This window comes from Actinoplanes sp. NPDC051405 (assembly GCF_055586185.1).
Genome location: NZ_JBVJIR010000018.1, coordinates 68,770 through 90,120 on the forward strand (window position 1 = coordinate 68,770; position 21,351 = coordinate 90,120).

The 21,351-nt window shown below is 71.6% G+C and carries 25 protein-coding genes and 2 tRNA genes; 19 read left to right on the forward strand and 8 right to left on the reverse strand.

Annotated features, from left to right (window positions below):
- Positions 1-7: 7 nt before the first annotated feature.
- Positions 8-832 carry an alpha/beta fold hydrolase gene (locus ACZ6S4_RS33150; RefSeq protein WP_465478695.1) on the reverse strand — a complete coding sequence of 275 codons (825 nt, stop codon included), beginning with the start codon at positions 830-832 and terminating at the stop codon, positions 8-10.
- Positions 833-879: 47 nt separating this feature from the next.
- On the opposite strand from ACZ6S4_RS33150, the gene ACZ6S4_RS33155 reads away from it, so the two are divergent.
- The 4 genes from ACZ6S4_RS33155 to ACZ6S4_RS33170 are packed head-to-tail and all read left to right on the forward strand — an operon-like array spanning position 880 to position 3,789.
- Positions 880-1,839 carry an ABC transporter ATP-binding protein gene (locus ACZ6S4_RS33155; protein WP_465478696.1) on the forward strand — a complete coding sequence of 320 codons (960 nt, stop codon included), beginning with the start codon at positions 880-882 and terminating at the stop codon, positions 1,837-1,839.
- A complete protein-coding gene (locus tag ACZ6S4_RS33160; RefSeq protein ID WP_465478697.1) occupies positions 1,836-2,684 on the forward strand; it encodes an ABC transporter permease in 849 nt (282 codons plus the stop codon). Before ACZ6S4_RS33155 ends, ACZ6S4_RS33160 begins: the two co-directional genes overlap by 4 nt.
- 10 nt (positions 2,685-2,694) lie before the next feature.
- Positions 2,695-2,943 carry a helix-turn-helix transcriptional regulator gene (locus ACZ6S4_RS33165; protein ID WP_465478698.1) on the forward strand — a complete coding sequence of 83 codons (249 nt, stop codon included), beginning with the start codon at positions 2,695-2,697 and terminating at the stop codon, positions 2,941-2,943.
- Between the two features lie 42 nt (positions 2,944-2,985).
- Complete coding sequence (locus ACZ6S4_RS33170; RefSeq protein WP_433721573.1) at positions 2,986-3,789, forward strand: fumarylacetoacetate hydrolase family protein; 804 nt, start codon at positions 2,986-2,988, stop codon at positions 3,787-3,789.
- Here the strand turns inward: ACZ6S4_RS33170 and ACZ6S4_RS33175 are convergent.
- A complete protein-coding gene (locus ACZ6S4_RS33175) occupies positions 3,744-4,550 on the reverse strand; it encodes a TetR/AcrR family transcriptional regulator (protein WP_465478699.1) in 807 nt (268 codons plus the stop codon). The two genes, ACZ6S4_RS33170 and ACZ6S4_RS33175, sit on opposite strands and share 46 nt — an antisense overlap.
- Before the next feature lie 55 nt (positions 4,551-4,605).
- Here ACZ6S4_RS33175 and ACZ6S4_RS33180 point away from each other — a divergent pair, with 55 nt between their 5' ends.
- From ACZ6S4_RS33180 to ACZ6S4_RS33195, 4 genes are all read left to right on the forward strand, one after another.
- Positions 4,606-5,409, forward strand: a complete 804-nt coding sequence (locus tag ACZ6S4_RS33180; protein WP_465478700.1) for an SDR family oxidoreductase — start codon at positions 4,606-4,608, stop codon at positions 5,407-5,409.
- A 93-nt stretch (positions 5,410-5,502) separates the two neighbouring features.
- Positions 5,503-5,574 (forward strand) — tRNA-Gln (locus tag ACZ6S4_RS33185).
- A gap of 132 nt (positions 5,575-5,706) precedes the next feature.
- Positions 5,707-5,779: transfer RNA gene (locus ACZ6S4_RS33190), tRNA-Glu, on the forward strand.
- A 118-nt stretch (positions 5,780-5,897) separates the two neighbouring features.
- Positions 5,898-6,590, forward strand: coding sequence for an N-acyl homoserine lactonase family protein (locus tag ACZ6S4_RS33195; protein ID WP_465478701.1), 693 nt, complete (start codon positions 5,898-5,900; stop codon positions 6,588-6,590).
- A 227-nt stretch (positions 6,591-6,817) separates the two neighbouring features.
- Here ACZ6S4_RS33195 and ACZ6S4_RS33200 read toward each other — a convergent pair whose 3' ends face one another.
- Complete coding sequence (locus ACZ6S4_RS33200) at positions 6,818-7,504, reverse strand: IclR family transcriptional regulator (protein ID WP_465478702.1); 687 nt, start codon at positions 7,502-7,504, stop codon at positions 6,818-6,820.
- Between the two features lie 49 nt (positions 7,505-7,553).
- Here ACZ6S4_RS33200 and leuC point away from each other — a divergent pair, with 49 nt between their 5' ends.
- The 4 genes from leuC to ACZ6S4_RS33220 all read left to right on the forward strand — a co-directional run bounded on the left by leuC (position 7,554) and on the right by ACZ6S4_RS33220 (position 11,273).
- Positions 7,554-9,008: a 3-isopropylmalate dehydratase large subunit gene (gene leuC / locus ACZ6S4_RS33205; RefSeq protein ID WP_465478703.1), complete on the forward strand. Its 1,455-nt coding sequence runs from the start codon at positions 7,554-7,556 to the stop codon at positions 9,006-9,008.
- Between the two features lie 15 nt (positions 9,009-9,023).
- Positions 9,024-9,611: a 3-isopropylmalate dehydratase small subunit gene (gene leuD, locus ACZ6S4_RS33210; RefSeq protein ID WP_360823379.1), complete on the forward strand. Its 588-nt coding sequence runs from the start codon at positions 9,024-9,026 to the stop codon at positions 9,609-9,611.
- A 176-nt stretch (positions 9,612-9,787) separates the two neighbouring features.
- Positions 9,788-10,675 (forward strand): HU family DNA-binding protein, encoded by an 888-nt coding sequence (locus tag ACZ6S4_RS33215; RefSeq protein ID WP_465478704.1) that lies wholly within the window; start codon positions 9,788-9,790, stop codon positions 10,673-10,675.
- 121 nt (positions 10,676-10,796) lie between these two features.
- On the forward strand, positions 10,797-11,273 hold the full coding sequence (locus ACZ6S4_RS33220) for a hypothetical protein (protein ID WP_465478705.1): 477 nt from the start codon (positions 10,797-10,799) through the stop codon (positions 11,271-11,273).
- On the opposite strand, the gene ACZ6S4_RS33225 is transcribed toward ACZ6S4_RS33220, so the two are convergent.
- Genes ACZ6S4_RS33225 through cofC form a run of 4 tightly spaced genes read right to left on the reverse strand, consistent with a single transcriptional unit; the run spans position 11,230 to position 15,296 of the window.
- The gene (locus ACZ6S4_RS33225; RefSeq protein ID WP_465478706.1) at positions 11,230-12,114 is read right to left on the reverse strand and encodes an NUDIX hydrolase; all 885 of its coding nucleotides are present in this window, start codon (positions 12,112-12,114) and stop codon (positions 11,230-11,232) included. The genes ACZ6S4_RS33220 and ACZ6S4_RS33225 overlap by 44 nt on opposite strands.
- A gap of 1 nt (position 12,115) precedes the next feature.
- Complete coding sequence (locus ACZ6S4_RS33230; protein ID WP_465478707.1) at positions 12,116-14,371, reverse strand: RNA degradosome polyphosphate kinase; 2,256 nt, start codon at positions 14,369-14,371, stop codon at positions 12,116-12,118.
- Positions 14,372-14,416: 45 nt separating this feature from the next.
- On the reverse strand, positions 14,417-14,614 hold the full coding sequence (locus ACZ6S4_RS33235; RefSeq protein WP_360823390.1) for a cold-shock protein: 198 nt from the start codon (positions 14,612-14,614) through the stop codon (positions 14,417-14,419).
- A 10-nt stretch (positions 14,615-14,624) separates the two neighbouring features.
- A complete protein-coding gene (gene cofC / locus ACZ6S4_RS33240; protein ID WP_465478708.1) occupies positions 14,625-15,296 on the reverse strand; it encodes a 2-phospho-L-lactate guanylyltransferase in 672 nt (223 codons plus the stop codon).
- Between the two features lie 129 nt (positions 15,297-15,425).
- Here cofC and ACZ6S4_RS33245 point away from each other — a divergent pair, with 129 nt between their 5' ends.
- The 7 genes from ACZ6S4_RS33245 (at position 15,426) to ACZ6S4_RS33275 (ending at position 20,684) form a co-directional block, all read left to right on the forward strand.
- Complete coding sequence (locus tag ACZ6S4_RS33245; RefSeq protein ID WP_465478709.1) at positions 15,426-16,208, forward strand: lysophospholipid acyltransferase family protein; 783 nt, start codon at positions 15,426-15,428, stop codon at positions 16,206-16,208.
- Positions 16,205-17,200, forward strand: coding sequence for an NAD(P)H-dependent glycerol-3-phosphate dehydrogenase (locus ACZ6S4_RS33250; RefSeq protein WP_465478710.1), 996 nt, complete (start codon positions 16,205-16,207; stop codon positions 17,198-17,200). The genes ACZ6S4_RS33245 and ACZ6S4_RS33250 overlap by 4 nt, the downstream gene beginning before the upstream one ends.
- Positions 17,197-18,300 carry a cystathionine gamma-lyase gene (locus ACZ6S4_RS33255; protein ID WP_465478711.1) on the forward strand — a complete coding sequence of 368 codons (1,104 nt, stop codon included), beginning with the start codon at positions 17,197-17,199 and terminating at the stop codon, positions 18,298-18,300. The genes ACZ6S4_RS33250 and ACZ6S4_RS33255 overlap by 4 nt, the downstream gene beginning before the upstream one ends.
- Positions 18,301-18,305: 5 nt before the next feature.
- Positions 18,306-18,665 carry a hypothetical protein gene (locus ACZ6S4_RS33260; protein WP_465478712.1) on the forward strand — a complete coding sequence of 120 codons (360 nt, stop codon included), beginning with the start codon at positions 18,306-18,308 and terminating at the stop codon, positions 18,663-18,665.
- Positions 18,666-18,748: 83 nt separating this feature from the next.
- Entirely contained in the window at positions 18,749-19,105 is a 357-nt protein-coding gene (locus ACZ6S4_RS33265) for a GntR family transcriptional regulator (protein WP_360550015.1), read from the forward strand.
- A complete protein-coding gene (locus ACZ6S4_RS33270) occupies positions 19,102-19,995 on the forward strand; it encodes an ATP-binding cassette domain-containing protein (protein ID WP_465478713.1) in 894 nt (297 codons plus the stop codon). The genes ACZ6S4_RS33265 and ACZ6S4_RS33270 overlap by 4 nt, the downstream gene beginning before the upstream one ends.
- Positions 19,992-20,684: a hypothetical protein gene (locus ACZ6S4_RS33275; protein ID WP_465478714.1), complete on the forward strand. Its 693-nt coding sequence runs from the start codon at positions 19,992-19,994 to the stop codon at positions 20,682-20,684. The genes ACZ6S4_RS33270 and ACZ6S4_RS33275 overlap by 4 nt, the downstream gene beginning before the upstream one ends.
- Positions 20,685-20,733: 49 nt before the next feature.
- Here ACZ6S4_RS33275 and ACZ6S4_RS33280 read toward each other — a convergent pair whose 3' ends face one another.
- Positions 20,734-21,243: a protein-tyrosine phosphatase family protein gene (locus ACZ6S4_RS33280; protein WP_360550009.1), complete on the reverse strand. Its 510-nt coding sequence runs from the start codon at positions 21,241-21,243 to the stop codon at positions 20,734-20,736.
- Positions 21,244-21,351: the final 108 nt, after the last annotated feature.

Here is a 21,351-nt window from a genome sequence, read left to right on the forward strand (position 1 = left end):
TCCACTCCTATCGAGCCTCGGCGTCGTCTGTGGTGAGGAACGCCCGAACGAGGTCCGCCACCGCCGCGGGTGCGCTCTGGTCGGGAGCGTTGTGGTCGAGTTCCGGAAGCAGGGCGTAGCGGGCGTGCGGGACGAGCTCCGCGAGCCGTGGTTGGACCCGGCGCAGCCATTCCGGGCTGCGGCCGCCCGCGATGATCAGGGTCGGTGAGGTGATGGCCGCGTACCGGCTGCCGTCCGAGTCCAGGCCGGCGGTGACCCGGCACTCGGCCGGCAGCGTCGGCAGCAGCTCACGGTTCTCCCGGCCCTCGGGCGTCTGCAACAGGAACCAGGCGAAGGCGGTGTAGACCGGCATCGGTACGACACCGACCGGGGCGAAGCCCAGCCCGGTGAGGAAGGTGGCCATCGCCCCGGCGGACCGTCCGCGCGCCAGCCGGCGCTCGAACTCGGGCAGGAACGTCGTGTCGATCGAGCCGTCGAGGCTGACCGCGGGCTCGTGGACCACCAGCCTGGTCAAGTCGCGGCGGAGCGCGACGTGCAGCGCGGCCAGGCCGCCGTAGCTGTGCCCGAACAGCTCGCCGGAGCCGGTGGCGGCCAGCACCGCGAGCGCGTCCTCGACCTCCCGCTCGATCGAGTACGCCGGGCCCGGTGGGCCGCTGCCGCCGCGGCCGCGGCGCTCGATGACGTGCACGGTGCGGGAGTCCGCGAGGGACTCGGCGAGCCGGCGGTAGTGGTGCGAACGGCGCAGACCGCCGGGGATGACGACCAGGCCGGGGCCCGATCCGGTGCTCGTCACGTCGAGCCGGGTGCCGTCGGCGCTGGTGATAGTTGGCATGCGAGCGAATGTAGTACATCTACTACATCCTTGATAGTGTGCTCGACATGGAGACCATGACGGGGGCGCAGGTGACGGGAGCGGGCATGGTGCCGGACGAGACCGTGCTCGACGTCCGCGACCTGCGCATGCGATACGGCAGCACGGACGTCCTGCACGGGGTGTCGTTCACGGCCCGGCGCGGCGAGGTGCTCGCCCTGCTCGGGCCCAACGGGGCCGGCAAGACCACCACCATCGAGATCCTCGAGGGCTTCCGGATGCGCTCGGCCGGCACGGTCCGGGTGCTCGGCGTCGACCCGGCCACCGGCGGTGAGCAGTGGCGGGCCCGCCTCGGCGTGGTGCTGCAGTCCTGGCGCGACCACGGCAAGTGGCGCGTCCGCGAGCTGCTGAACCACCTCGGCAGCTACTACGCCGACTACTCCACGCCCGCCGTCAGCCGCCCGTGGCCGGCCGACGAGCTGATCGAGCTCGTCGGCCTCGGCGCGCAGGGCGGCACCCGGATCAACCGGCTCTCCGGCGGCCAGCGCCGCCGGCTGGACGTGGCGATCGGCATCGTGGGCCGGCCGGAGGTGCTCTTCCTCGACGAGCCGACGGTCGGCTTCGACCCCGCGGCCCGCCGCGAGTTCCACGACCTCGTGCACCGGCTGACCGATGTGGACGACACCACCGTCCTGCTCACCACCCACGACCTGGACGAGGCGGAGAAGCTGGCCGACCGGATCGTCATCCTGGCCGGCGGCCGGATCATCGCGGACGGCTCGGCCGACCAGCTCTCCCGCCGGGTCGCGGGGGAGTCCGAGATCCGGTGGACCCGCGCCGGCTCCCGCTACGTGCACAGCGCCGCCGACGCCACCCGCTTCGTCCGGGAGCTCTTCCAGCAGTACGGCGACGACATCACCGACCTGGAAGTGCGCCGCGCCAGTCTGGAGGACACCTACATGACCCTGGTCCGCGACTCCGAGGCCGGCCGGGCGGCCGCCACCTCCGCCTTCGAGGTGGTCCGATGAGCGCCGTCTCCACCGCCGCCCGCACCGGGCTGGCCCGCGGCGGCATCGAGCTGCGGCAGACCCTGACCAACGTGCTGGACCTGTGGACCTATTTCTTCCCGGCGGCCCTGCTGGTCGGCACCGTCTACTTCATGCGCGACGCCACCGTGCCGGGCACCGACCTGTCGCTGGGCGCCCGCACGCTCCCGAGCACGGTGGGCATGGGCCTGGCCTTCGCGGGACTGCTCACGGTGGCCACGCTGCTGGTGACCGACCGCGAGGACGGCACCCTGCTGCGGGCCAAGGCCACACCGAACGGGATGGCCGGCTACCTGGTCGGCAAGCTGGTCCTGGTCGGCGGCATGTCGGCGATCAGCTTCGGGCTGCAGATGGTGCCGAGTCTGTTCATCGTCGACGGGCTGGAGATCGACGCGGGCGGGTGGCTCACCCTGTGCTGGCTGCTGCCCCTCGGCTTCGCCGCCACCATCCCGCTGGGCGCGGTCTTCGGCTCGCTGCTGGAGAATCCGCGCAACATCGGACTGCTCCTGCTGCCGCTGGGCGGTCTGGTCGCCATCTCCGGCATCTTCTACCCGATCAGCGCCATGCCGGGCTGGCTGCACGGGGTCGCGCAGGCCTTCCCGGTCTACTGGCTAGGGTTGGGCATGCGCTCCGTGTTCCTGCCCGACGCGCTGGCTTCGGTCGAGCTGGGTCACTCCTGGCGGCACGCGGAGACATTCGGCGTGCTGGGCCTGTGGGCGGTTCTCGGCCTGGTGCTCGCGCCGGTCGTGCTGCGCCGGATGGCCCGCCGGGAGTCGGGCTCGGCGGTCGCCGCCCGGCGCGAGAAGGCCATGACGCGGATCGGGTGACGGACGACGCATGAGCAGTGAGATCACGTACAACCGCATCGCGATGCTGCGCGCCGAGCGCGGCATCTCGCGGCGCCAGCTCGCCGACGCCCTCGGCGTGCACTACCAGACCGTGGGCTATCTCGAACGGGGTGAGTTCAGCCCGTCCCTGCACCTGGCCCTGCGGATCTGTGACTACTTCGAGGTGCCCGTCGAGGTGGTGTTCTCGCTCAGCCCGTTCCCCCGGCTGGGCACCGAGCCCGTGCCGCGCAGCGCGTAGCCTCGATCCTGCGTTTTCATCGCTCAATGGATGGGGTTATCCGTGCGTTTCGCTCGTTTTGTTCATGCCGGTGGCGTGTCCTTCGGGGTCGTCGAGGGTGAGTCCGGGGCCGGGGCCAAGGGCCTGACCATCGCCGAGATCGGCAGCCTCCCCTTCGAGCAGGTGCGCTTCACCGGGCAGCGCTGGGCCCTGGCCGACGTCCGGCTGCTCGCGCCGATCTTCTCCAGCAAGGTGATCGGGGTCGGCCGCAACTACGCCGACCACGCGGCCGAGCTCGGCAACGAGGTGCCCAAGGAGCCGCTGATCTTCATCAAGCCGTCCACCTCGGTGATCGGCCCGAACGACGCCATCCGGATTCCGCCGCAGTCCCAGCAGGTCGAGCACGAGGCCGAGCTGGCCGTGGTGATCGGCGCCACCGGCGCCCGCCGAGTGGACCGGGCCGGTGCCCAGCGGGCCATCTTCGGCTACACGGTCGGCAACGACGTGACCGCCCGCGACCTGCAGCGCACCGACCCGCAGTGGACCCGGGCCAAGGGCTTCGACTCGTTCTGCCCGATCGGGCCGTGGATCGAGACCGACCTCGACGTCAGTGACCTCGAGGTGCGCTGCGAGGTGGGCCGCAACCCGGATGAGATGGAGGTGCGCCAGCTCGGCCGGACCAAGGACATGGTCTTCGACGTGCCGACCCTGGTGTCGTACGTCTCGCACGTGATGACCCTGCTGCCCGGCGACATCATCCTGACCGGCACCCCGGCCGGGGTGAGCCAGATCGTCTCCGGCGAGACCGTGATGGTCAGCGTTCAGGGCATCGGCGAGCTGCGCAACCCGGTCGTCTCGCTGGACTGAGCCGCGTCAGCCTGACGTTCGATGCCGTCGAGCAGCAGCCCCAGGCCATAGGCGAAGGCGTCCGTGGCCTGCTGGTCCGGGCCCCGGTCGAAGCCGCCGGCGTTCCACAGCGCGGTCATCGCGGGATGCTGCTCGACGTCGAACCAGTCCTCCCAGAGCTGACCCCGCCGGCCCCACCAGCTGTCGTTCGATTCGCCGCTGGCTCGGCGCAGCTGGGCGTTCTCGCCCTCCTGCCGGGCCGCGGCGGTCACGAACATGGTGATCGTCACGGCGGCCGTGTTGCGGCGCGACGCCGGCAGGCCGCCCAGCGTGGACAGCACGTACTCGCTCTCGCGCAGCGTGCCGGGGCCCAGCGGCGGGCGGATCCGGGAGACCTGGCACAGCCACGGATGCTCCCGGTACATCGTGATCGTGCGGTCGGCGTACAGCTGGATCTGCTCGCGCCAGTGCGCCGGCCGTTCCTCGCCCGGTCCGGGCAGCCGGCGGCTGCCGAGGACCTCGTCGACCATCAGCTCCACCAGCTCGGCCCTTGACGGCACGTAGGTGTAGAGCGTCATCGTCGCCACTCCGAGCCGGGTGGCGACCTGGGCCATCGAGGCCGCGGCCAGTGCTTCCTCGTCGGCCACGGCGATGCCGGCCGCCACCACCTGATCCAGGGTGAGCCGGGGCGGGCGCCCGGTGGTCGCTTTGCGCACCTGCTTGTGCCGCCACAGCAGCGGCAGGATCCGGTCGGGATCGGTGGCCCCGCTGTACTCGGTCATCTCGTATACCCTACGAGAAGAGTTTCCGTAGGGCATACGAGAACTGGGAGGGCACATGAAGATCCTCGTTACCGGTGCGACGGGCGGCGTGGGCCGGCTGGTCGTGGACGAGCTGCTGGCGCTCGGCGCGACCGACGTGCGGGCGCTGACCGTCAACCCGGCCAAGGCCGGCCTGCCGCCGCAGGTCGAGGCCGTCCGGGGCTATCTGGGCCGGCCTGAGACGCTGCCGGCCGCCCTGGCGGGCGTGGACCGGATGTATCTGGCCCCGCTGGTGGAGACCAACGAGCAGGTGTGCCGGCTGGCCGCGGCCGCGGGGGTACGCCGGATCGTCGACATGGCCGGCGCCAAGGGTGACCATTGGCAGGTCATCGAGGACGGCGTCGAGGCGTGCGGGGTGCCGTTCGTGCACCTGGAGCCGGGAGAGTTCATGACCAACTCGGGGATCTGGTCGGCCCAGATCGCCGCGGGGGACGTGGTCCGCGACGGCTACGGCGACGTCGCGAACGCGCCCATCGCGCTGGAGGACATCGCGGCCGTCGCGGCCCGGTGCCTGCTGGAGGAGGGTCACGAGGGCCACTCGTACGAGCTGACCGGTCCGGAGTCCCTGACCCGCCGCGAACGGGTGCTGAGCATCGGGGCGGCGCTGGGCCGCGAGCTGACCTACGTCGACCTCCCGCACGACGAACTGGTCGAGCAGCTGACCCTGGCCATGGGCGAGTACGGCGGCTGGTACGCCGACGGCCTGCGCCAGATGGTCGGACATCCGCAGGTGGCGGTGCAGACGGTGGCCGAGCTGACCGGCCGTCCGGGGATCACCTTCGCCGCCTGGGCGCGGGACAACACGGACATGTTCCGGTAGTCACGCGGTCACGGAAACGCCGGGTGGTAACCCGATTTGTTCGCCACCATGGGCTCGGGTAGAGTTTCCACTCGGTACGGCAAGCCGTACCAATGGGGTATGGGGTAATTGGCAGCCCGACTGATTCTGGTTCAGTTAGTCTAGGTTCGAGTCCTGGTACCCCAGCGCGACCGACTCCCGCAAGGGCGGTGGTGCTGGACTTCTGATAGAGTTCCGCACCGTTGCTCACGCCAAAGAGCCGGAAGCAGCAGGTAAGGCACCACAGAAGTGCAGCGTTTCTGCAGTACAGCGTGTTCTGGCCCCGTCGTCTAGCGGCCTAGGACGCCGCCCTCTCAAGGCGGTAGCGAGGGTTCGAATCCCTTCGGGGCTACAAGCAGCAAGCGGCTCGTGTCGAGAGACACGGGCCGCTTTTGTCTGCCCGGCTTTGTCTGCTCTGGGCGTATTCCCCGGGCCGTTCTCCAGCCGGTGCAGACGGCAGACTGGCTTCTGTGACGGACATCAACGTGCGACGCGTCGACTTCGGCTACTTCATCCGGCCCGCCGAGGAGACGGGCACGGGCTCACCCCGGGTCGAGCCGTGCCTCGGTTACCTCGTCGAGCATCCCGCCGGCCTGCTGCTGGTCGACACCGGCATGGGCGCGGACCCGGACGTGGACGCGCACTACCGGCCCCACCGCGTGCCGCTGCCCGAGGCGCTCGCCGCCGTCGGTGCGCGGCCCGAGGACATCCGGCACATCGTCAACTGCCACCTGCACTTCGACCACAGCGGCGGCAACCCGGCGCTGCCCGGCCGGCCTGTCTACACCCAGCGGCTCGAGCTCGACATCGCCCGTACCGTCGAGGACCACACGCTGCCCTGGCTCATCGACCACCCGGGCGCCGTCTACGTCGAGCTCGACGGCGAAGCCGAGATCCTGCCCGGGGTGGTGATCGTGCCCACGCCCGGGCACACCGCCGGCCACCAGTCCCTGGTGGTCCGCCGCGGGGACGGCACGGTCATCGTCGCGGGGCAGAGTCACGATCACGCGGTCGGCTTCACCGCGGACGTGCTCGCCCGGCGGGCCGGGCTGGACGGTGCCGAGGCGCCACTGCCGTTCCCGCCGGCCTGGGTCGAACGGCTGCTGAGCTTCGACCCGGCGCGCGTGGTCTTCGCCCACGACAACGCCGTGTGGACGCCCTGACGCGGTGCGGGGTGGTCGCTGGGCCGGTGTGCCCCGCGGGATCCGGGTCATCGTCGCGGTGCCGGTGGTCCTGTTCGCCTACGGCACCGTCGTGCACCTGACCGGCCCGGCGCCGTCACGCCGGGCGGGTCGGGCAGGCGATCACGGCGCTCGCCGCCGGCCTGATCGTTGCCACGCCTCGGATCGCGCCCTGGCTGAACCGCCGTGGTCGCTGATTCTGGCGGGGGTCAGAGACCGCTGAGGCGTTGTCCCGCGCGGACGACCGCCATCGCGTGGCGTTCGCCGGGGCGGCGGCCGAGTCGTTCGATCGGACCGCTTATCGAGATGGACGCGATGACCCGGCCCGTCCGGTCCCGGATCGGCGCGGAGACGCTGGCCACACCGGGCTCGCGTTCCGCGACGCTCTGCGCCCAGCCGCGCCGGCGCACCTCGGCCAGCGTGCGACCGGTGAACTTGCACCGCGGCAGCAGCGGCATGACCGCCTCGGGCGGCTCCCAGGCCAGCAGGATCTGGGCCGCGGATCCGGCCACCATCGGCAGCACCGACCCGACCGGCACCGTGTCGCGCAACCCGCTCGCGCGTTCGGTGGCGGCGACGCAGATCCGCTCGTCCGCCCGCCGCAAGTAGAGTTGGGCGCTCTCCCCGGTCGCGTCGCGCAACGCCGACAGCAGCGGCTCGGCCGCTGTCAGCAGCACGTCCGGGGCCGCGTTGGCCAGCTCGCCCAGGCGCGGCCCGGGCCGCCACCGGCCCTGGGTGTCCCGGACCAGCATCCGGTGGATCTCCAGGGCCTGGGCCAGCCGGTGCGCGGTCGCCCGGGGCAGCTTGGTCCGGTCGACTAATTCGGCCAGGCTGGCGCCGTCGACACAGGCGGCGAGGATGACCACCGCCTTGTCGAGAACGCCGACACCGCTCATACTGTGTCCCACAAGCCGAAACATACCTCCCAGAATTTAGGATGTCCAGATGGTGGGAGTCACTCCCGAACAGGGGAAACCCAGGACCCTGGCCGAAAAGGTCTGGGACGACCATGTGGTGCGGTCCGCCGACGGTGAGCCTGATCTGCTCTACATCGACCTGCACCTGCTGCACGAGGTGACCAGCCCGCAGGCCTTCGACGGCCTGCGCCTGGCCGGGCGCAAGGTCCGCCGCACCGATCTCACGCTGGCGACCGAGGACCACAACACCCCGACGGGCTATGCCGATCCGGCCTTCAACACCCGCCGCGGCGACCTGATGACCATCCTCGACACCGTCTCGCGCACCCAGATCGAGACGCTGCGCAAGAACTGCGCCGAGTTCGGCGTGCAGATCCGCTCGCTCGGCGACCAGGACCAGGGCATCGTGCACGTGATCGGCCCGCAGCTGGGGCTCACCCAGCCGGGCACCACGATCGTCTGCGGTGACTCGCACACCGCGACCCACGGCGCGTTCGGCGCGCTGGCCTTCGGCATCGGCACCAGCGAGGTCGAGCACGTGCTGGCCACCCAGACGCTGCCGCAGGCCAAGCCGAAGACGATGGCGGTCGTGGTCAGTGGCGAGCTGCGTCCGGGCGTCTCGGCCAAGGACCTCATCCTTGCGCTGATCACGCAGACCGGCACCGGCGGCGGCAACGGCCACATCGTGGAGTACCGCGGCGACGCCATCCGCAAGCTCTCCATGGAGGGCCGGATGACCATCTGCAACATGAGTATCGAGTGGGGCGCCAAGGCCGGCATGATCGCGCCGGACGAGACCACGTTCGCGTACCTGAAGGGGCGCGAGCACGCGCCGCAGGGCGCCGACTGGGACGCCGCGGTCGAGTACTGGAAGACCCTGCCCAGCGACGAGGGCGCCGAGTACGACACCGAGATCCACATCGACGCCTCCACGATCAGCCCGTTCGTCACCTGGGGCACCAACCCGGGACAGGGTGCCGCGCTCGACAGTGTGGTTCCGGATCCCGAGGAGTTCGTCGAGGAGTCCGACCGCAACGCCGCCCGCCGCGCCCTGGAATACATGGACCTGGCCGCCGGCACCCCGCTCAAGGACGTCGCGGTGGACGTGGTCTTCGTGGGTTCCTGTACCAACGGGCGCCTGGAGGACCTGCGGGCCGCCGCCGACGTGCTGCGCGGGCACCGGGTGGCCGACGGCGTACGGATGATGATCGTGCCCGGTTCATTCCAGGTGCGCGCCGCCGCCGAGGCCGAGGGGCTGGACAAGGTCTTCACCGACGCGGGCGCCGAGTGGCGCTTCGCCGGGTGCTCGATGTGCCTGGGCATGAACCCGGACACCCTGAGCCCCGGTCAGCGCGCCGCGTCCACGTCCAACCGCAACTTCGAGGGCCGGCAGGGCCGCGGTGGGCGTACCCACCTGGTCTCGCCGCAGGTCGCCGCCGCCACCGCCGTGGTCGGCAAGCTGGCCGCCCCGGCCGACCTCTGAGGGGGAGCAGCAACCATGGACAAGTTCACCACCCACGCCGGCACCGTGATGCCGCTGCGCCGCTCCGATGTGGACACCGACCAGATCATCCCGGCTGTCTATCTCAAGCGGGTCACCCGGACCGGTTTCGAGGACGGGCTGTTCAGCGCCTGGCGCGACGACCCGGCCTTCGTGCTCAACAACCCCGCGCACGCGGGCGCGACGATCCTGGTGGCCGGACCCAACTTCGGCACCGGCTCCTCCCGCCAGCACGCCGTCTGGGCCCTGCGCGACTTCGGCTTCAAGGTCGTCATCGCGGCCCGCTTCGGCGACATCTTCCGCGGCAACGCCCTCAAGGAGGGTCTGCTGCCGGTGCAGCTCGACCAGAAAGCCGTCGAGGCGCTCTGGGACATGGCCGACAGCGAACCGGACAAGCGGATCACCGTGGACCTCGGCGAGCGCCAGGTGCGCGTGGACGACGCCGTCTGGACCTTCCCGATCGACGATTTCAGCCGGTGGCGGCTCATGGAGGGCCTCGACGACATCGGACTGACGCTGCGCCACGAGCAGATGATTACCTCGTACGAGAAGGATCGCCCCGGCTTCAAGCCGGTGGTCGTCTGAGGCCGATTTCCTTGCTCTTGCAGGCTTTTTTGCCCCGCCGGGTTCCCGGCGGGGGCAAAATCGTTGCGACACAACGGTTTTTTTTTATGCAGATGTTTGTGTCTGCTGGTCAGAGGGCATACGGTGCGCGCAGAATGGCTCGCATTGGGCCAGTTCTCACGTTCGGGAGGAAACCAGTGAACAAGGCAGAGCTCGTCGAGGCGCTCGCCGCCCGACTGGGGGACCGGAAGACGGCGACAGCGGCGCTGGATGCGGTCATCAGCGAGGTGCAGAACGCCGTTACCAAGGGCGATCGCGTTGCCATTACCGGTTTCGGAGTCTTCGAGAAGCGGGCGCGCAATGCGCGGACCGCGCGCAATCCGCGCACCGGTGAACCGGTGAAGGTGAAGAAGACGTCCGTCCCCGCTTTCAAGCCCGGAACCGGATTCCGGGAGATGGTCGCGAGCGGCAAGGTGGCCAAGGCGACCACCGCGAAGAAGACCACGGCGGCAGTGAAGTCCACCGCCACCAAGGCCGCTCCGGCCAAGTCGACCGCCACGAAGACGGCGGCGGCAACCAAGACGGCGGCCGCCAAGAAGACGACCGCCTCCAAGGCCACCCCGGCCAAGACCGCCACCAAGGCGGCCCCGGCCACGAAGGCCACCGCCACCAAGGCGACGGCTGCGAAGTCGACCGCCAGCAAGGCGACGGCCACCAAGGCAACGGCGACCAAGTCGGCCGCCGCCAAGAGCACCCCGGCCAAGACCACGGCGGCCAAGTCGACGGCGACCAAGTCGGCGACCACCGCGAAGGCCACGCCGGCCCGCAAGACGGCCGCCACCAAGTCGGCGACCGCCACCAAGTCGGCTCCGGCCAAGTCGGCCACGAAGTCGGCCGCCACCACCGCCAAGGCGGCACCGGCCAAGAAGGCGGCGACCAAGACGGCGCCGACCAAGGCCGCGGCCACCAAGTCGACGGCGGCCAAGAAGACGACCGCCGCCAAGAAGACGACGGCAGCCGTCCAGGCCACCCCGGCCAGCAAGGCCACGACCGCGCGCACCAGCACGGCTCGTAAGACCCGCTGATCCAAGGGGCCGTTCCGGCCCGCTCAGCGGCACGCTGAGGTACGAAGGGCGTCCACCCGTACGGTGGACGCCCTTCGCGTGTTCCGGCGCCACAGCGGCCTCGCGGCCTACGGTCCGCTCCATGGAGCGCAGACTCGTCAGCCCTCGTGGTCTCGTGAGCAGGTCGCTGATCGCCGCGGCCGTCTTCGCCGGCGCTGTCGTGCCCGGCTGGACCCTCGGCGACCTGGCCGAGCACTGGACCGGCTGGGGGCTGCTGGACTGGCTCATCACCTGTGGGTGGTGCGGCCTGGCCGTGTTCGCGCTCGGCCCGTACGGGTCCTACCGCCGCCGTGATGTGCTGCTCGGGATGCTGCCGCTCTACGGCTGGTACGTCGCCAGCGTGCTGTCCTGGCGGGTCGCGTTGCTGCCGCTGCGGGACTGGGAGCCGCGCGCCGACGAGCTGTGGCGGGCCCGCTGGCTCCCCGGTGACCAGGTCGGCTACTGGCGAACGGACCCGCTGCCGGAGGACGTCGAGCGTCGCCCGCGCGCCACCGGCCGGCCTGAATCCGGCCGGCCTAGATCCGGCTCAGTGCCAGGAGCCGCTCGCCGGACCAGGTGAGGATCCAGCCGGTGCCCTTCGGCGTCTTGTAGGGCTCGCGGTCCTCGGCACCGTCCAGCAACGCCAGGATCGACGGGATCACCTTGCCCTGGCTGCACACCGCCGCCCGGGGGCCGTCGCGCAGCTCGGTCAGCCGGGCCGCGGCCACCTTGGCCCGGGCCGGCACGTCCGGCACGTCGGCGGGCTCGGCGAACGCCGCGTCCACCACGATCGGCAGGCCCAGCCGTTCGGCCAGCGGCTCGAGAGTCTGCTTGCAGCGCAACGGGGTGGCCGCGAAGAGCCGGCGCGGCCCGACGAGCGACACCACCAGACCCAGCGTCCGCGCCTCGCCCCGGCCCTGCTCGTCGATCGGCCGCAGCGCGTCGTTGCCCTGGAACTCGCTGCGCTTACCGGCGTGCGCGTGCCGGACCAGCGCCGTCACGGCGGTGACCCGTGGCAGCGCGGCGACGTGCTCGACCAGCCGGCGGTCGTCCGGATAGGTCAGCTTCGCCAGCGCGCCGGCCGGCGACAGCCACAGCACGGTGTCCACCTCGGTGGGGTCCATCGGGTCGTCGACAGGGCCCTCGGCGGCGCGCATCAGCCAGAACTCGACCGTCTTGGGCGTGCCGTCGGGCAGCGTGTAGCTCACCTCGGGCAACCGCAGCTGCGGCTCCCCCTGCACGCCAGTCTCCTCCTGCACCTCGCGCACCGCCGCCGCCAGCGGGTGCTCGTCGCCGTCGAGCTTGCCCTTGGGCAGGCTCCAGTCGGTGCGGTACGGCCGGTGCACGACACAGATCTCGATGCCGTCCCCGGCCGGTCGCCAGAGGACGCCGCCGGCGGCCCGGACCGGTCCAGTCGTCAATTCAGCCCGCCTTGCCGATGACCCGGCGCAACAGCGCCTCCTGCAGGTGGATGTGGTGCTCCGACGGCGAGAACGCGCGGCGGTGCCAGGTGCCGTCACCGGCCAGGTCCCAGCCCTCGCTCTCGTCGCTCATGGACAACTCCAGCACATTGCGCAGATCCTCCTGCGCGGAGGGCAGGGTCACCCGGACCAGCGCCTCGACCCGGCGGTCCAGGTTGCGGTGCATGAGGTCGGCCGAGCCGATCCAGTACTCCGCGTCGTCGCCCACGCCGAACCGGAAGACCCGGGAGTGCTCCAGGAACCGGCCGACGATCGAGCGGACCCGGATGTTGTCCGACAGCCCCGCCACGCCCGGGCGCAGCGCGCACATGCCCCGGATGACCAGATCGATGCGGACCCCGGCCTGCGAGGCGCGGTAGAGCGCGTCGCAGGTCTCCTCGTCGACCAGCGAGTTCACCTTGAACTGGACCAGGGCGTCGCCGCCCGCGCGGGCGATCTCGGCCTGCTGCTCGATCCGTTCGATGAGACCGGCCCGGACCCCGTGCGGGGCCACCAGCAGCCGCCGGAACGCGGTCTGCCGGCTGTAGCCGGTGAGCACGTTGAACAGGTCCGTGACGTCCGCGCCGATCTCCGGGTCCGCGGTGAGCATGCCGAAGTCCTCGTAGAGCCGGGCCGTCTTCGGGTGGTAGTTGCCGGTGCCGATGTGGCAGTAGCGGCGGATCTGGTTGCCCTCCTGGCGTACCACCAGGGAGGTCTTGCAGTGCGTCTTGAGACCGACCAGGCCGTAGACCACGTGACAGCCGGCCCGCTCCAGGGTGCGTGCCCAGGCGATGTTGGCCACCTCGTCGAAGCGGGCCTTCACCTCCACCAGCACCACCACCTGCTTGCCGGCGGCCGCGGCGTCGACCAGGGCGTCCACTATCGGCGAGTCACCGCTGGTGCGGTACAGCGTCTGCTTGATGGCCAGCACGTTGGGATCGGCGGCGGCCTGCTCGATGAAACGCTGCACGCTGGTCGAGAACGAGTGGTACGGGTGGTGCACCAGGATGTCGCACTCGCGCAGCCGGTTGAAGACGCTGCGCGGCACCTCGCCGTCGGCCAGCTGGGGGTGGGTCGACGGGACGAACGGCCGGTCCTTGAGATCGTCGCGGTCGCACTCGCCGAAGACCTGCCACAGCCCGGACAGGTCGAGCAGGCCGGGCACCCGGAGCACGTCCTGGCTGTCCATCTCCATCTCGCGGGTGAGCAGGTCGAGCACGTGGTCGCTGATCGAGGCGGCCACCTCCAGGCGCACCGGCGGGCCGAAGCGGCGCTGGGCCAGCTCGCGCTCCAGGGCCTGCAACAGGTCCTCGTCGCGGTCCTCGTCGACCTCCAGCTCGGCGTTGCGGGTGACCCGGAACAGGTGCCACTCCAGGATCCGCATGCCGGAGAAGAGCTGGTCCAGGTGCGCGGCGATGAGCTCCTCGACGGGCAGGAAGCGCGCGCCGCGGCTGTCGTTCTGCACCGTGACGAAGCGCGGCACGTTGTTGGGCACCTTGATCCGGGCGAACAACTCGTTGCCGCTGCCGGCCGGGTCGCGCAGGGCGACGGCGAGATTGAGCGAACGGCTGGAGATGTACGGGAACGGGTGCGCCGGGTCGACCGCGAGCGGGGTCAGCACCGGGAAGACCTGCTCGCGGAAGTACGTCCGCAGCCGCTCGCGTTCCGGCGCGTCCAGCTCGCTCCAGCTGACCAGCTCGATGCCCTCGGCCGACAGCTTGGGCCGGACCTCCTCGCCGAAGCAGGCGGCGTGCCGGGTGACCAGGTCGGCGGCCCGCTCGGTGATCATTTCGAGCTGGTGGCGCAGCGATGAACGGTCGCCGCCGCGCATCGGCAGCCCGGCCTTGAGCCGGCGCTTGAGCCCGGCCACCCGGACCATGTAGAACTCGTCCAGGTTGCCGGCGAAGATGGCCAGGAACTTGGCGCGTTCGAGCAGCGGGGTGCCGGGGTCCTCGGCCAGGGCCAGCACCCGGGCGTTGAAGTCGAGCCAGGACAGCTCCCGGTTGAGGAAGCGGTCCTCCGGCAGCTCGGGGAGGCCGGGACCGGTCTCGGTGGGGTCCTGCGCGATGTCGGCGGTGGTCACAGCGGGCTCCGTCGGCTCGATGTCGGTCTGCTCGGCGTCGGTCTGCTCGGCGCGGGGGAGGAACCGCCCGTCGGAGCCGCGGCGGCGAGCCGCGAGGGGCACGGTCGTGTCGGGTGTCCGGGGCGGGGTGGTCATTGCTCCATCATTGCCCGTCCAGGGTGAACGGGAAATGAACGAAGCTCACCTGATTCCGGGAAGTTCGACCTTGGTGACGGTGCCGTCCGGCCCGGCGGAGATCGTCAGGCGCTGCCCGAGGCGCAGCAGCCGCAACCCCGACGCCTCGAACGCCGCGGCCGGGAAGGACAGCTCACTGCCGTCGTCCAGCAGCAGCGTGCCGCTGCGGCTCTGAGCGTCGAACGTCGCAACGGTCCCCTGCATGCCCCAGACGCTACCGGTGCGAGCGCCCGGCCACACCCGAGGTGCCGCACTCGGCGATGAGTCCGAGATCACGCAGCAGCGCGCAGGTGTACTCACCCGCGCCGAGGGTCAGGACCGTCCGCAGGTCGTCGGCGGTGTCCACGTCCTGACGCAATCCGGGCCACGCCCCGAGCAGCGGCTGAGCCAGCGTGGCGGCGTGCGCCGCGGCCGAGCCCACCCCGAAGTGCGGATCGAGCGCGGCGCCGGCCGCCGCGGCGAGCAGGACCGTGCCGGTGCCGGCGGCGTCGGCCACGAAGCTGCGGCCGGGTCCGGCGGCGGCGAGGGCCTCGCCCAGTTCGGCGGGGCGCAGCGCGGGCAGGTCGCCGGTGAGCACGGCCCGGCGATGTCCGAGACCGGCCACCACGTCGGCGCCGAAGCGCATGGCGGCGTTCAGGCCGGTCGCTGGTGGGTCCGGCACCGCCCGGGCACCCAGGGCCGTCACCGCGGCGACCGCGGCCGGGTCGTCGGTGACGACCAGCACATCGCCCACCGCCGCGCACGCCCGGACCGCGGCGACCGTGTCCCGGACCATCGCGAGCGCGAGCTCCTCGTGCCGGGAATCGGCGACAGCGCCGCGCAGCCGGCTCTTGGCCGCGCTGAGGCTCTTGACGGGGATGACCACCGTCCAGTCCGCTCCTGACACGCCGCCAATCCTGCCACCGTCCCACCGCCGGGCCCCGGCCTGGCTACGGCGAGGATGAGCAGGCATGATTTCGTCCCAGGTGTGGGCGACGGCGGCGCGGGGGCCCGCCGCGGGGAGCAGGGAGGCACCGTGGCGGGGCGCAAGCTCGGATTCTGGCGACGGTTGGCGGTCCTGCTCGTGCTGCCCGCGATGAGCCTCTGGACGAAGCGCACCTGGACCGGCATGGAGAACCTGCCGCCCGGCGGCGGCTTCATCATCACGCCCAACCACATGTCGCAGTTCGACCCGCTGGTGGTCGCGCACTACATCTACGAGTCGGGGCGGTGGCCGCGGTTCCTGGCCAAGGCCAGCATCTGGCGGGTCCCGTTCGTCGGCTTCATGCTGCGCAAGACCCAGCAGATCCCGGTCGAACGCGGCAGTGTGGAGGCGGTGAAGTCCCTCGACTCGCTCATCGAGGCCCTGCACGAGGGCGGGGTCGTGGTGATCTATCCCGAGGGCACGACCACCCGCGAGCCGGATCTGTGGCCGATGCGGGGCAAGACCGGCGCGGCCCGGCTGGCGCTGGTCACCGGCGCCCCGGTGGTGCCGATGGCGACGTGGGGCGCACAGGCGGTGCACGACGTACGGACCGGCCGGGTCAGGGTGGGCCGGCGGGTGCCGGTGCAGGTGACCGTCGGCAAACCGGTGGACCTGAGCCGCTGGCAGGGCGAGGCGCCCACCCGCGCGGTGCTGGAGCAGATGACCGAGGCGATCCAGCTGTCCACCCGGAACCTGCTGGCCGAGCTGCGCGACGAAGCACCACCCCCGCTCTATGAAGTGTCGCGGCGGGCGTGGCGGCCCGGCGCCGACGACTCGGGCGAGCAGGGCAGGCAGAGCGAGGGGCAGGACGACATGCGGGGCGGTGGAGCATGAGGCGAGCGGCGGTGCTGGGCGCGGGCGCCTGGGGTACGGCGTTCGCGAAGATCCTCGCCGAGGCGGGGTCGGAGGTGACCATGTGGGCCCGCCGCGAGTCGGTGGCCGCGGCCATCCGGGCGGACCGGGTCAACGAGGCCTCCCTGCCCGGCGTCAAGCTGCCCGAGCGGGTCACCGCCACCAGCGACCTCGCCGCCGCCCTGTCCGGCGCCGGCCTGGTCTTCCTGGCGGTCCCGTCCCAGACGCTGCGCGGCAACCTCGCCGACTGGGCCGGCCACCTGCCGGCCGACTCGACGCTGGTCTCGCTGATGAAGGGCATCGAGCTCGGCACGACCAAGCGGATGAGCCAGGTCATCGTCGAGACGGCCCGGGTCGACAGGGACCGGGTGGTGGTGGTCTCCGGGCCCAACCTGGCTCCCGAGATCGCCGCCGAGCAGCCGGCCGCGACCGTGGTGGCCGGGACGGACCCCGCTCGCGCGCAACTCGTGCAGCAGGCCATCGCGCTGCCGTACCTGCGGCCGTACACGAGTGACGACGTGATCGGGTGCGAGCTGGGCGGGGCCGTGAAGAACGTCATCGCGCTCGCGTACGGGATGGCCTCCGCGATGGGCATGGGTGACAACACCAAGGCCTCGCTGATCACCCGCGGGCTGGCCGAGACGGCCCGGCTCGGGGTGGCGCTCGGCGCCGACCCGATGACCTTCGCCGGGCTGGCCGGGCTCGGTGACCTGGTCGCCACCTGCTCCTCGCCGCTGTCGCGCAACCGCACCTTCGGCGAGCACCTGGGCCGCGGCGAGTCGCTGGAGGAGGCGCAGCGCGCCACCCGGCAGACCGCCGAGGGGGTCAAGAGCTGCCTGGCCATCCGCGACCTGGCCCGCGCGCAGCACGTCGAGATGCCGATCACCGAACAGGTCGAGCGGGTGTGCCACGAGGGTATCGACCCGCGGGTGGCGGTCAAGCTGCTCATGGGACGGGAGATGAAGCCGGAATGAGCTTCGAGGGAGACGGGACCCGGGTCGTGCACGCCGGGCTGCCCGAGCCGGTGCCGGGACAGCCTTTCCTGCCGGGCCCGGTGTTCGCGGCGCCGTACCACCTGGACCCGGTCGAGGGTCCCGGCGCCAACGGGTACGGGCGCCCGGACAACCCGACCCGCCGGGCGCTCGAGGGCGCGATCGGTGAGCTCGAGGGTGGCGCCGTGCTGGCCTTCGCGAGCGGGCAGGCCGCGATCACCGCGCTGCTGCTCTCGACCCTGCGCAGCGGCGACACGGTGGCGCTGCCCTCGGACGGCTACTTCACCGTGCGGGCGTTCGCCGAGGGGACCCTGCGCGACCTCGGCGTGCGGACGGTGCAGGTGCCGACCGCGGGGCCGTACCCGTCGTTCGAGGGCGTCCGGCTGGTGTTGCTGGAGACACCGGCCAATCCCGGACTGGACGTCTGTGACATCCGTACTGTCGCCGCCGCCGCGCACGCCGCGGGCGCGCTCGTGGCGGTGGACAACACCACGCCGACGCCGCTCGGCCAGCGCCCCCTGGAGCTCGGCGCCGACCTGGTGGTCGCGTCCGGCACGAAGGCCCTGACCGGGCACTCCGACGTGCTGCTGGGCTACGTGGCCACCAACGACGAGGAGCTGCTGGCCAAGGTGACCGTCTGGCGGGCGCAGACCGGCGCGGTGCCGGGCGCGTTCGACGCCTGGCTGGCCCACCGGTCGCTGGCCACCCTGGACCTGCGGCTGGCCCGGCAGAGCGAGAACGCCGTGGTGCTGGCCGAGTTCCTGGCCGGCCGCGACGACGTGCTCCAGGTGCGTTTCCCGGGGCTCGCCGCCGATCCGTCGTACGAGATCGCCCAGGCGCAGATGCGCCGCATCCCGGGCATCATCTCGTTCGATCTGGGCAGCGCCGAGCGGGTGGCGCGGTTCCTGGCCGCCTCCGAGCTGGTCTTCGCGGCCACCTCGTTCGGCGGCCTGCACACGACCGCCGACCGGCGGGCCCAGTGGGGCGACGACACCGCGCCCGGCTTCGTCCGGCTCTCCTGCGGCATCGAGGACGCGCCGGATCTGGTCAGGGATCTGACGGCCGCGCTCGACGCCGCCTGAGTCCCATGTCTTGGAGCAGCTTCACCGGCGATCAGGTGGCGGCGCTGGCGCAGGGCGAAAGCTTGTTCGCCCGGCCGGGTGAGCGGGAGTGTCCGGCCTGTGGCCGGCGCAGCGTCCGGGCGTACGTGAACGCGCCCGAGAACGCCCGGCGCCCGACCCTGGTCAGTTACGTCTGGTGCACCGCCTGCCGCAAGTTCGTCGGCACCCGGGCGAAGCACCCGGCGGGCCTGGTCTTCTCCGACCCGCTGGCCACGCTGTCGGCCACCGAGCGGCGTGAGCTGGAGCGCAGCCTGGTCGGCTTCCTCGCGCACCTGGACGAGCTGTGGGACGCCGGGGCGTTGCCGCAGACCTTCGCCACGGCCTGACGCTGATCCGACGTTGCGTCCCGGCAGTTTCGGCTCTATGGTTCGTTGCATGAGTAATGAACCGCAGAAGTAGGGAGGCTGTCGTGTTCGACGACCGCAGCCCCATCTATCAGCAGATCGCCAACGGCATCAAGGACGACGTCCTGAGCGGGACCCTCAAGGAGGACGAACAGGTCATGTCCACCAACCAGTACGCGGCGTTCTACCAGATCAACCCGGCCACGGCCGCCAAGGGCTTCGCCCAGCTGGTCGACGAGGGCGTGCTCTACAAGAAGCGCGGCATCGGCATGTTCGTCAGCCCGGACGCCCGGGCCCGGCTCCGCGGTCAGCGCCGCGAGCGGTTCTTCACCGACGTCGTCGACCCGATGCTCGCCGAGGCCAGGATGCTCGGCGTCGACGTCGACGAGATCGTGGCCTACCTCAAGGAGGGTCCGCGATGATCTCCCTGCGCGAGCTCACCGTCCGGTACGGCGCCACGGTCGCCGTCGACGGCATCACCCTCGACCTGGCCCCGGACAAGATCTACGGGCTGCTCGGGCGCAACGGTTCGGGCAAGACCAGCCTGCTCAGCGTGCTCGCGTCGTACCGGCGGGCCGCGGCCGGCACGGTCACCGTCGACGGGGTCGACCCCTTCGAGAACCCGGCCCTCATGCGGGGCACCGCGTTCATCCGCGACCAGCTGGACGTCACCACGCAGGACCGGGTCGACCGGGTCCTCGACTTCGCCGCCCGGCTGCGCCCGACCTGGGACGCCGGTTACGCCGAGCACCTGACCGACGTCTTCGAACTCGACCGGCGCAAGCGCGTCTCGGCACTGTCGCGGGGGCAGCGTTCGAGCCTCGGCGTCGTGCTCGGCCTGGCCGCCCGTGCCCCGCTGACCATCCTCGACGAGGTCTACCTCGGCATGGACGCCGCCGCCCGGACGGCCTTCTACCGCGAGCTGCTCGCCGACTACCTGGCCCACCCGCGCACGATCATCCTCTCCACGCACCTCATCGAGGAGGTCGCCGACCTGTTCGAACAGGTGATCGTCATCGACCGGGGCCGGCTGCTCGTGCACGAGGACACCGACACCTTCAAGGCCCGCGGCGTCGCCGTCACCGGCCCGGCCGCGGCGGTCGACGCGTTCGTCGCCGGACGTACGGTGCTCAGCGAGCGGAGCCTGGGCGGCGTCCGGCAGGCCACCCTCTACGGCGCGCTGGACCCCGACGACGTCGAGCGGGCCGGCACTTCCGGGCTCTCGCTGGCCCCGGTAGGGGTCCAGGACCTCTTTGTCCACCTCACCTCGGGTGCCGCCGGCGGCACCCACCGAACGGAGGCCCTGCGATGACCACCCGGCGGCTCGTGGCAGCGACCCTGGTCAGCATCTACCGTCCCGTCGTGCTGTGGTTCTGGGCCACGATGACCGTCTGCGCCGTGGTCGGGGTGACCGCGATCGCCTGGCGCAGCGAGGCGTCGTTCAGCCTCTGGGTGTTGATGGCCGGCTCGGCCGCGAAGTACTGGCTCGGCGTGGTCGGCGCCACGCTGGTCAGCCTCAACCTGCGGCAGTTCGTCGCCAACGGCATCACCCGGCGCGAATTTCTGGGCGGTGCGGCGATCTTCGGCCTGCTCGCCACGGTGGTCTTCGCCGTCGCCGTGGTGGCCGGGCACGGGGTCGAGCAACTGCTGCTGGGCATCGACGGTCCGCTGCCCACGGGGTATCCGAGGCTGACGCCCGGATCGGGGCTGCGCGAGTTCGGTCAGATCCTGCTGTCCGCGCTCGCCTTCCTGGTGGCCGGAGCGGCAGCCACCGCGGGCTTCTACCGCTTCGGTGCGTTGGGCGGACTCGCGGTGCTCCCGATCGCCCTGCTCCCGGTGGCGGCATCGGAGACCTTCTACGGTCTCGACGCCAACCTCGGCTTCTCCGTGCGGTTCGTGCCGTACGCGGCGGCCGTGCTCATCACCCTGGCGGTGACTGCCGTCGGCGTCCTGCTCTATGAGCGGTTGCTGCGCGACGTCACCATCCGGCCCGCCGGCTGACCGGGCCCCCGACGAGCGGCCGGCCGGTCACGGGGGCGCGGCCGTCCGCTCAACCGCCGTGGTTCAGCGCGAACTCGTAGAGCCAGTCGCGCTGAGCCTCGGTGTCGGGCACCGGCAGACCCCGGGCCTGCGCCACCATCTCCAGCGCCCGCTCCGGGCCGACACCCAGCATCACCAGCGTCGCGCAGGCCAGCAGCGTCGAGCGGCCGATGCCGGCGAAACACTGTGTCACCACGAAACGGCCGGCCCGCACGTGCGCGGCCAGCCGTACGCCGAGAGCCACCACGTCACTGTCGGCCATGTCCCGCGCGCGGGGGATGCCCCGGTCCGCGATCGGAAAGGAGAGGAAGTCGATGCCCACCGCAGCGGCGGCCGCGGCTGCCTCGGTCAGGCCCAGCCGGCGGTCCTCCTCCCAGGTCAGCGCGGAGACGAAGACATCGACGCCGGCCCGGGCCAGGCCGGCCATCTCATCGGCCAGCCAGTCGCCGCCGCGCGGATGCGCCATCGTCGCCAATCGCCCCGGACCGTGCCAGGCGATCACGTGCAGTGCTGGTCTCATCGACTCCCCGTCCCCGTCTGCCGTGCCAGCGCCCGCCGTCATCAGAAAGTGGTGTACGCAGAGTAGGGTCACCCCCGGCGTGCCCGCCGCCACCCTCCCGCGCGCAGG

Excerpts from the sequence above, each read along its gene's own strand:
- ACZ6S4_RS33155 (WP_465478696.1), top strand. The coding sequence starts at position 880 with ATGGAGACCATGACGGGGGCGCAGGTGACGGGAGCGGGCATGGTGCCG.
- ACZ6S4_RS33260 (WP_465478712.1), top strand. The coding sequence starts at position 18,306 with ATGTCTTGGAGCAGCTTCACCGGCGATCAGGTGGCGGCGCTGGCGCAG.
- ACZ6S4_RS33250 (WP_465478710.1), top strand. The coding sequence starts at position 16,205 with ATGAGGCGAGCGGCGGTGCTGGGCGCGGGCGCCTGGGGTACGGCGTTC.
- ACZ6S4_RS33150 (WP_465478695.1), bottom strand. The coding sequence starts at position 832 with ATGCCAACTATCACCAGCGCCGACGGCACCCGGCTCGACGTGACGAGC.
- ACZ6S4_RS33200 (WP_465478702.1), bottom strand. The coding sequence starts at position 7,504 with ATGAGCGGTGTCGGCGTTCTCGACAAGGCGGTGGTCATCCTCGCCGCC.
- ACZ6S4_RS33270 (WP_465478713.1), top strand. The coding sequence starts at position 19,102 with ATGATCTCCCTGCGCGAGCTCACCGTCCGGTACGGCGCCACGGTCGCC.
- ACZ6S4_RS33230 (WP_465478707.1), bottom strand. The coding sequence starts at position 14,371 with ATGACCACCCCGCCCCGGACACCCGACACGACCGTGCCCCTCGCGGCT.
- ACZ6S4_RS33235 (WP_360823390.1), bottom strand. The coding sequence starts at position 14,614 with ATGCAGGGGACCGTTGCGACGTTCGACGCTCAGAGCCGCAGCGGCACG.
- ACZ6S4_RS33255 (WP_465478711.1), top strand. The coding sequence starts at position 17,197 with ATGAGCTTCGAGGGAGACGGGACCCGGGTCGTGCACGCCGGGCTGCCC.
- leuC (WP_465478703.1), top strand. The coding sequence starts at position 7,554 with ATGGTGGGAGTCACTCCCGAACAGGGGAAACCCAGGACCCTGGCCGAA.
- ACZ6S4_RS33220 (WP_465478705.1), top strand. The coding sequence starts at position 10,797 with ATGGAGCGCAGACTCGTCAGCCCTCGTGGTCTCGTGAGCAGGTCGCTG.
- leuD (WP_360823379.1), top strand. The coding sequence starts at position 9,024 with ATGGACAAGTTCACCACCCACGCCGGCACCGTGATGCCGCTGCGCCGC.
- ACZ6S4_RS33180 (WP_465478700.1), top strand. The coding sequence starts at position 4,606 with ATGAAGATCCTCGTTACCGGTGCGACGGGCGGCGTGGGCCGGCTGGTC.
- ACZ6S4_RS33175 (WP_465478699.1), bottom strand. The coding sequence starts at position 4,550 with ATGACCGAGTACAGCGGGGCCACCGATCCCGACCGGATCCTGCCGCTG.
- ACZ6S4_RS33160 (WP_465478697.1), top strand. The coding sequence starts at position 1,836 with ATGAGCGCCGTCTCCACCGCCGCCCGCACCGGGCTGGCCCGCGGCGGC.
- ACZ6S4_RS33165 (WP_465478698.1), top strand. The coding sequence starts at position 2,695 with ATGAGCAGTGAGATCACGTACAACCGCATCGCGATGCTGCGCGCCGAG.
- ACZ6S4_RS33275 (WP_465478714.1), top strand. The coding sequence starts at position 19,992 with ATGACCACCCGGCGGCTCGTGGCAGCGACCCTGGTCAGCATCTACCGT.
- ACZ6S4_RS33280 (WP_360550009.1), bottom strand. The coding sequence starts at position 21,243 with ATGAGACCAGCACTGCACGTGATCGCCTGGCACGGTCCGGGGCGATTG.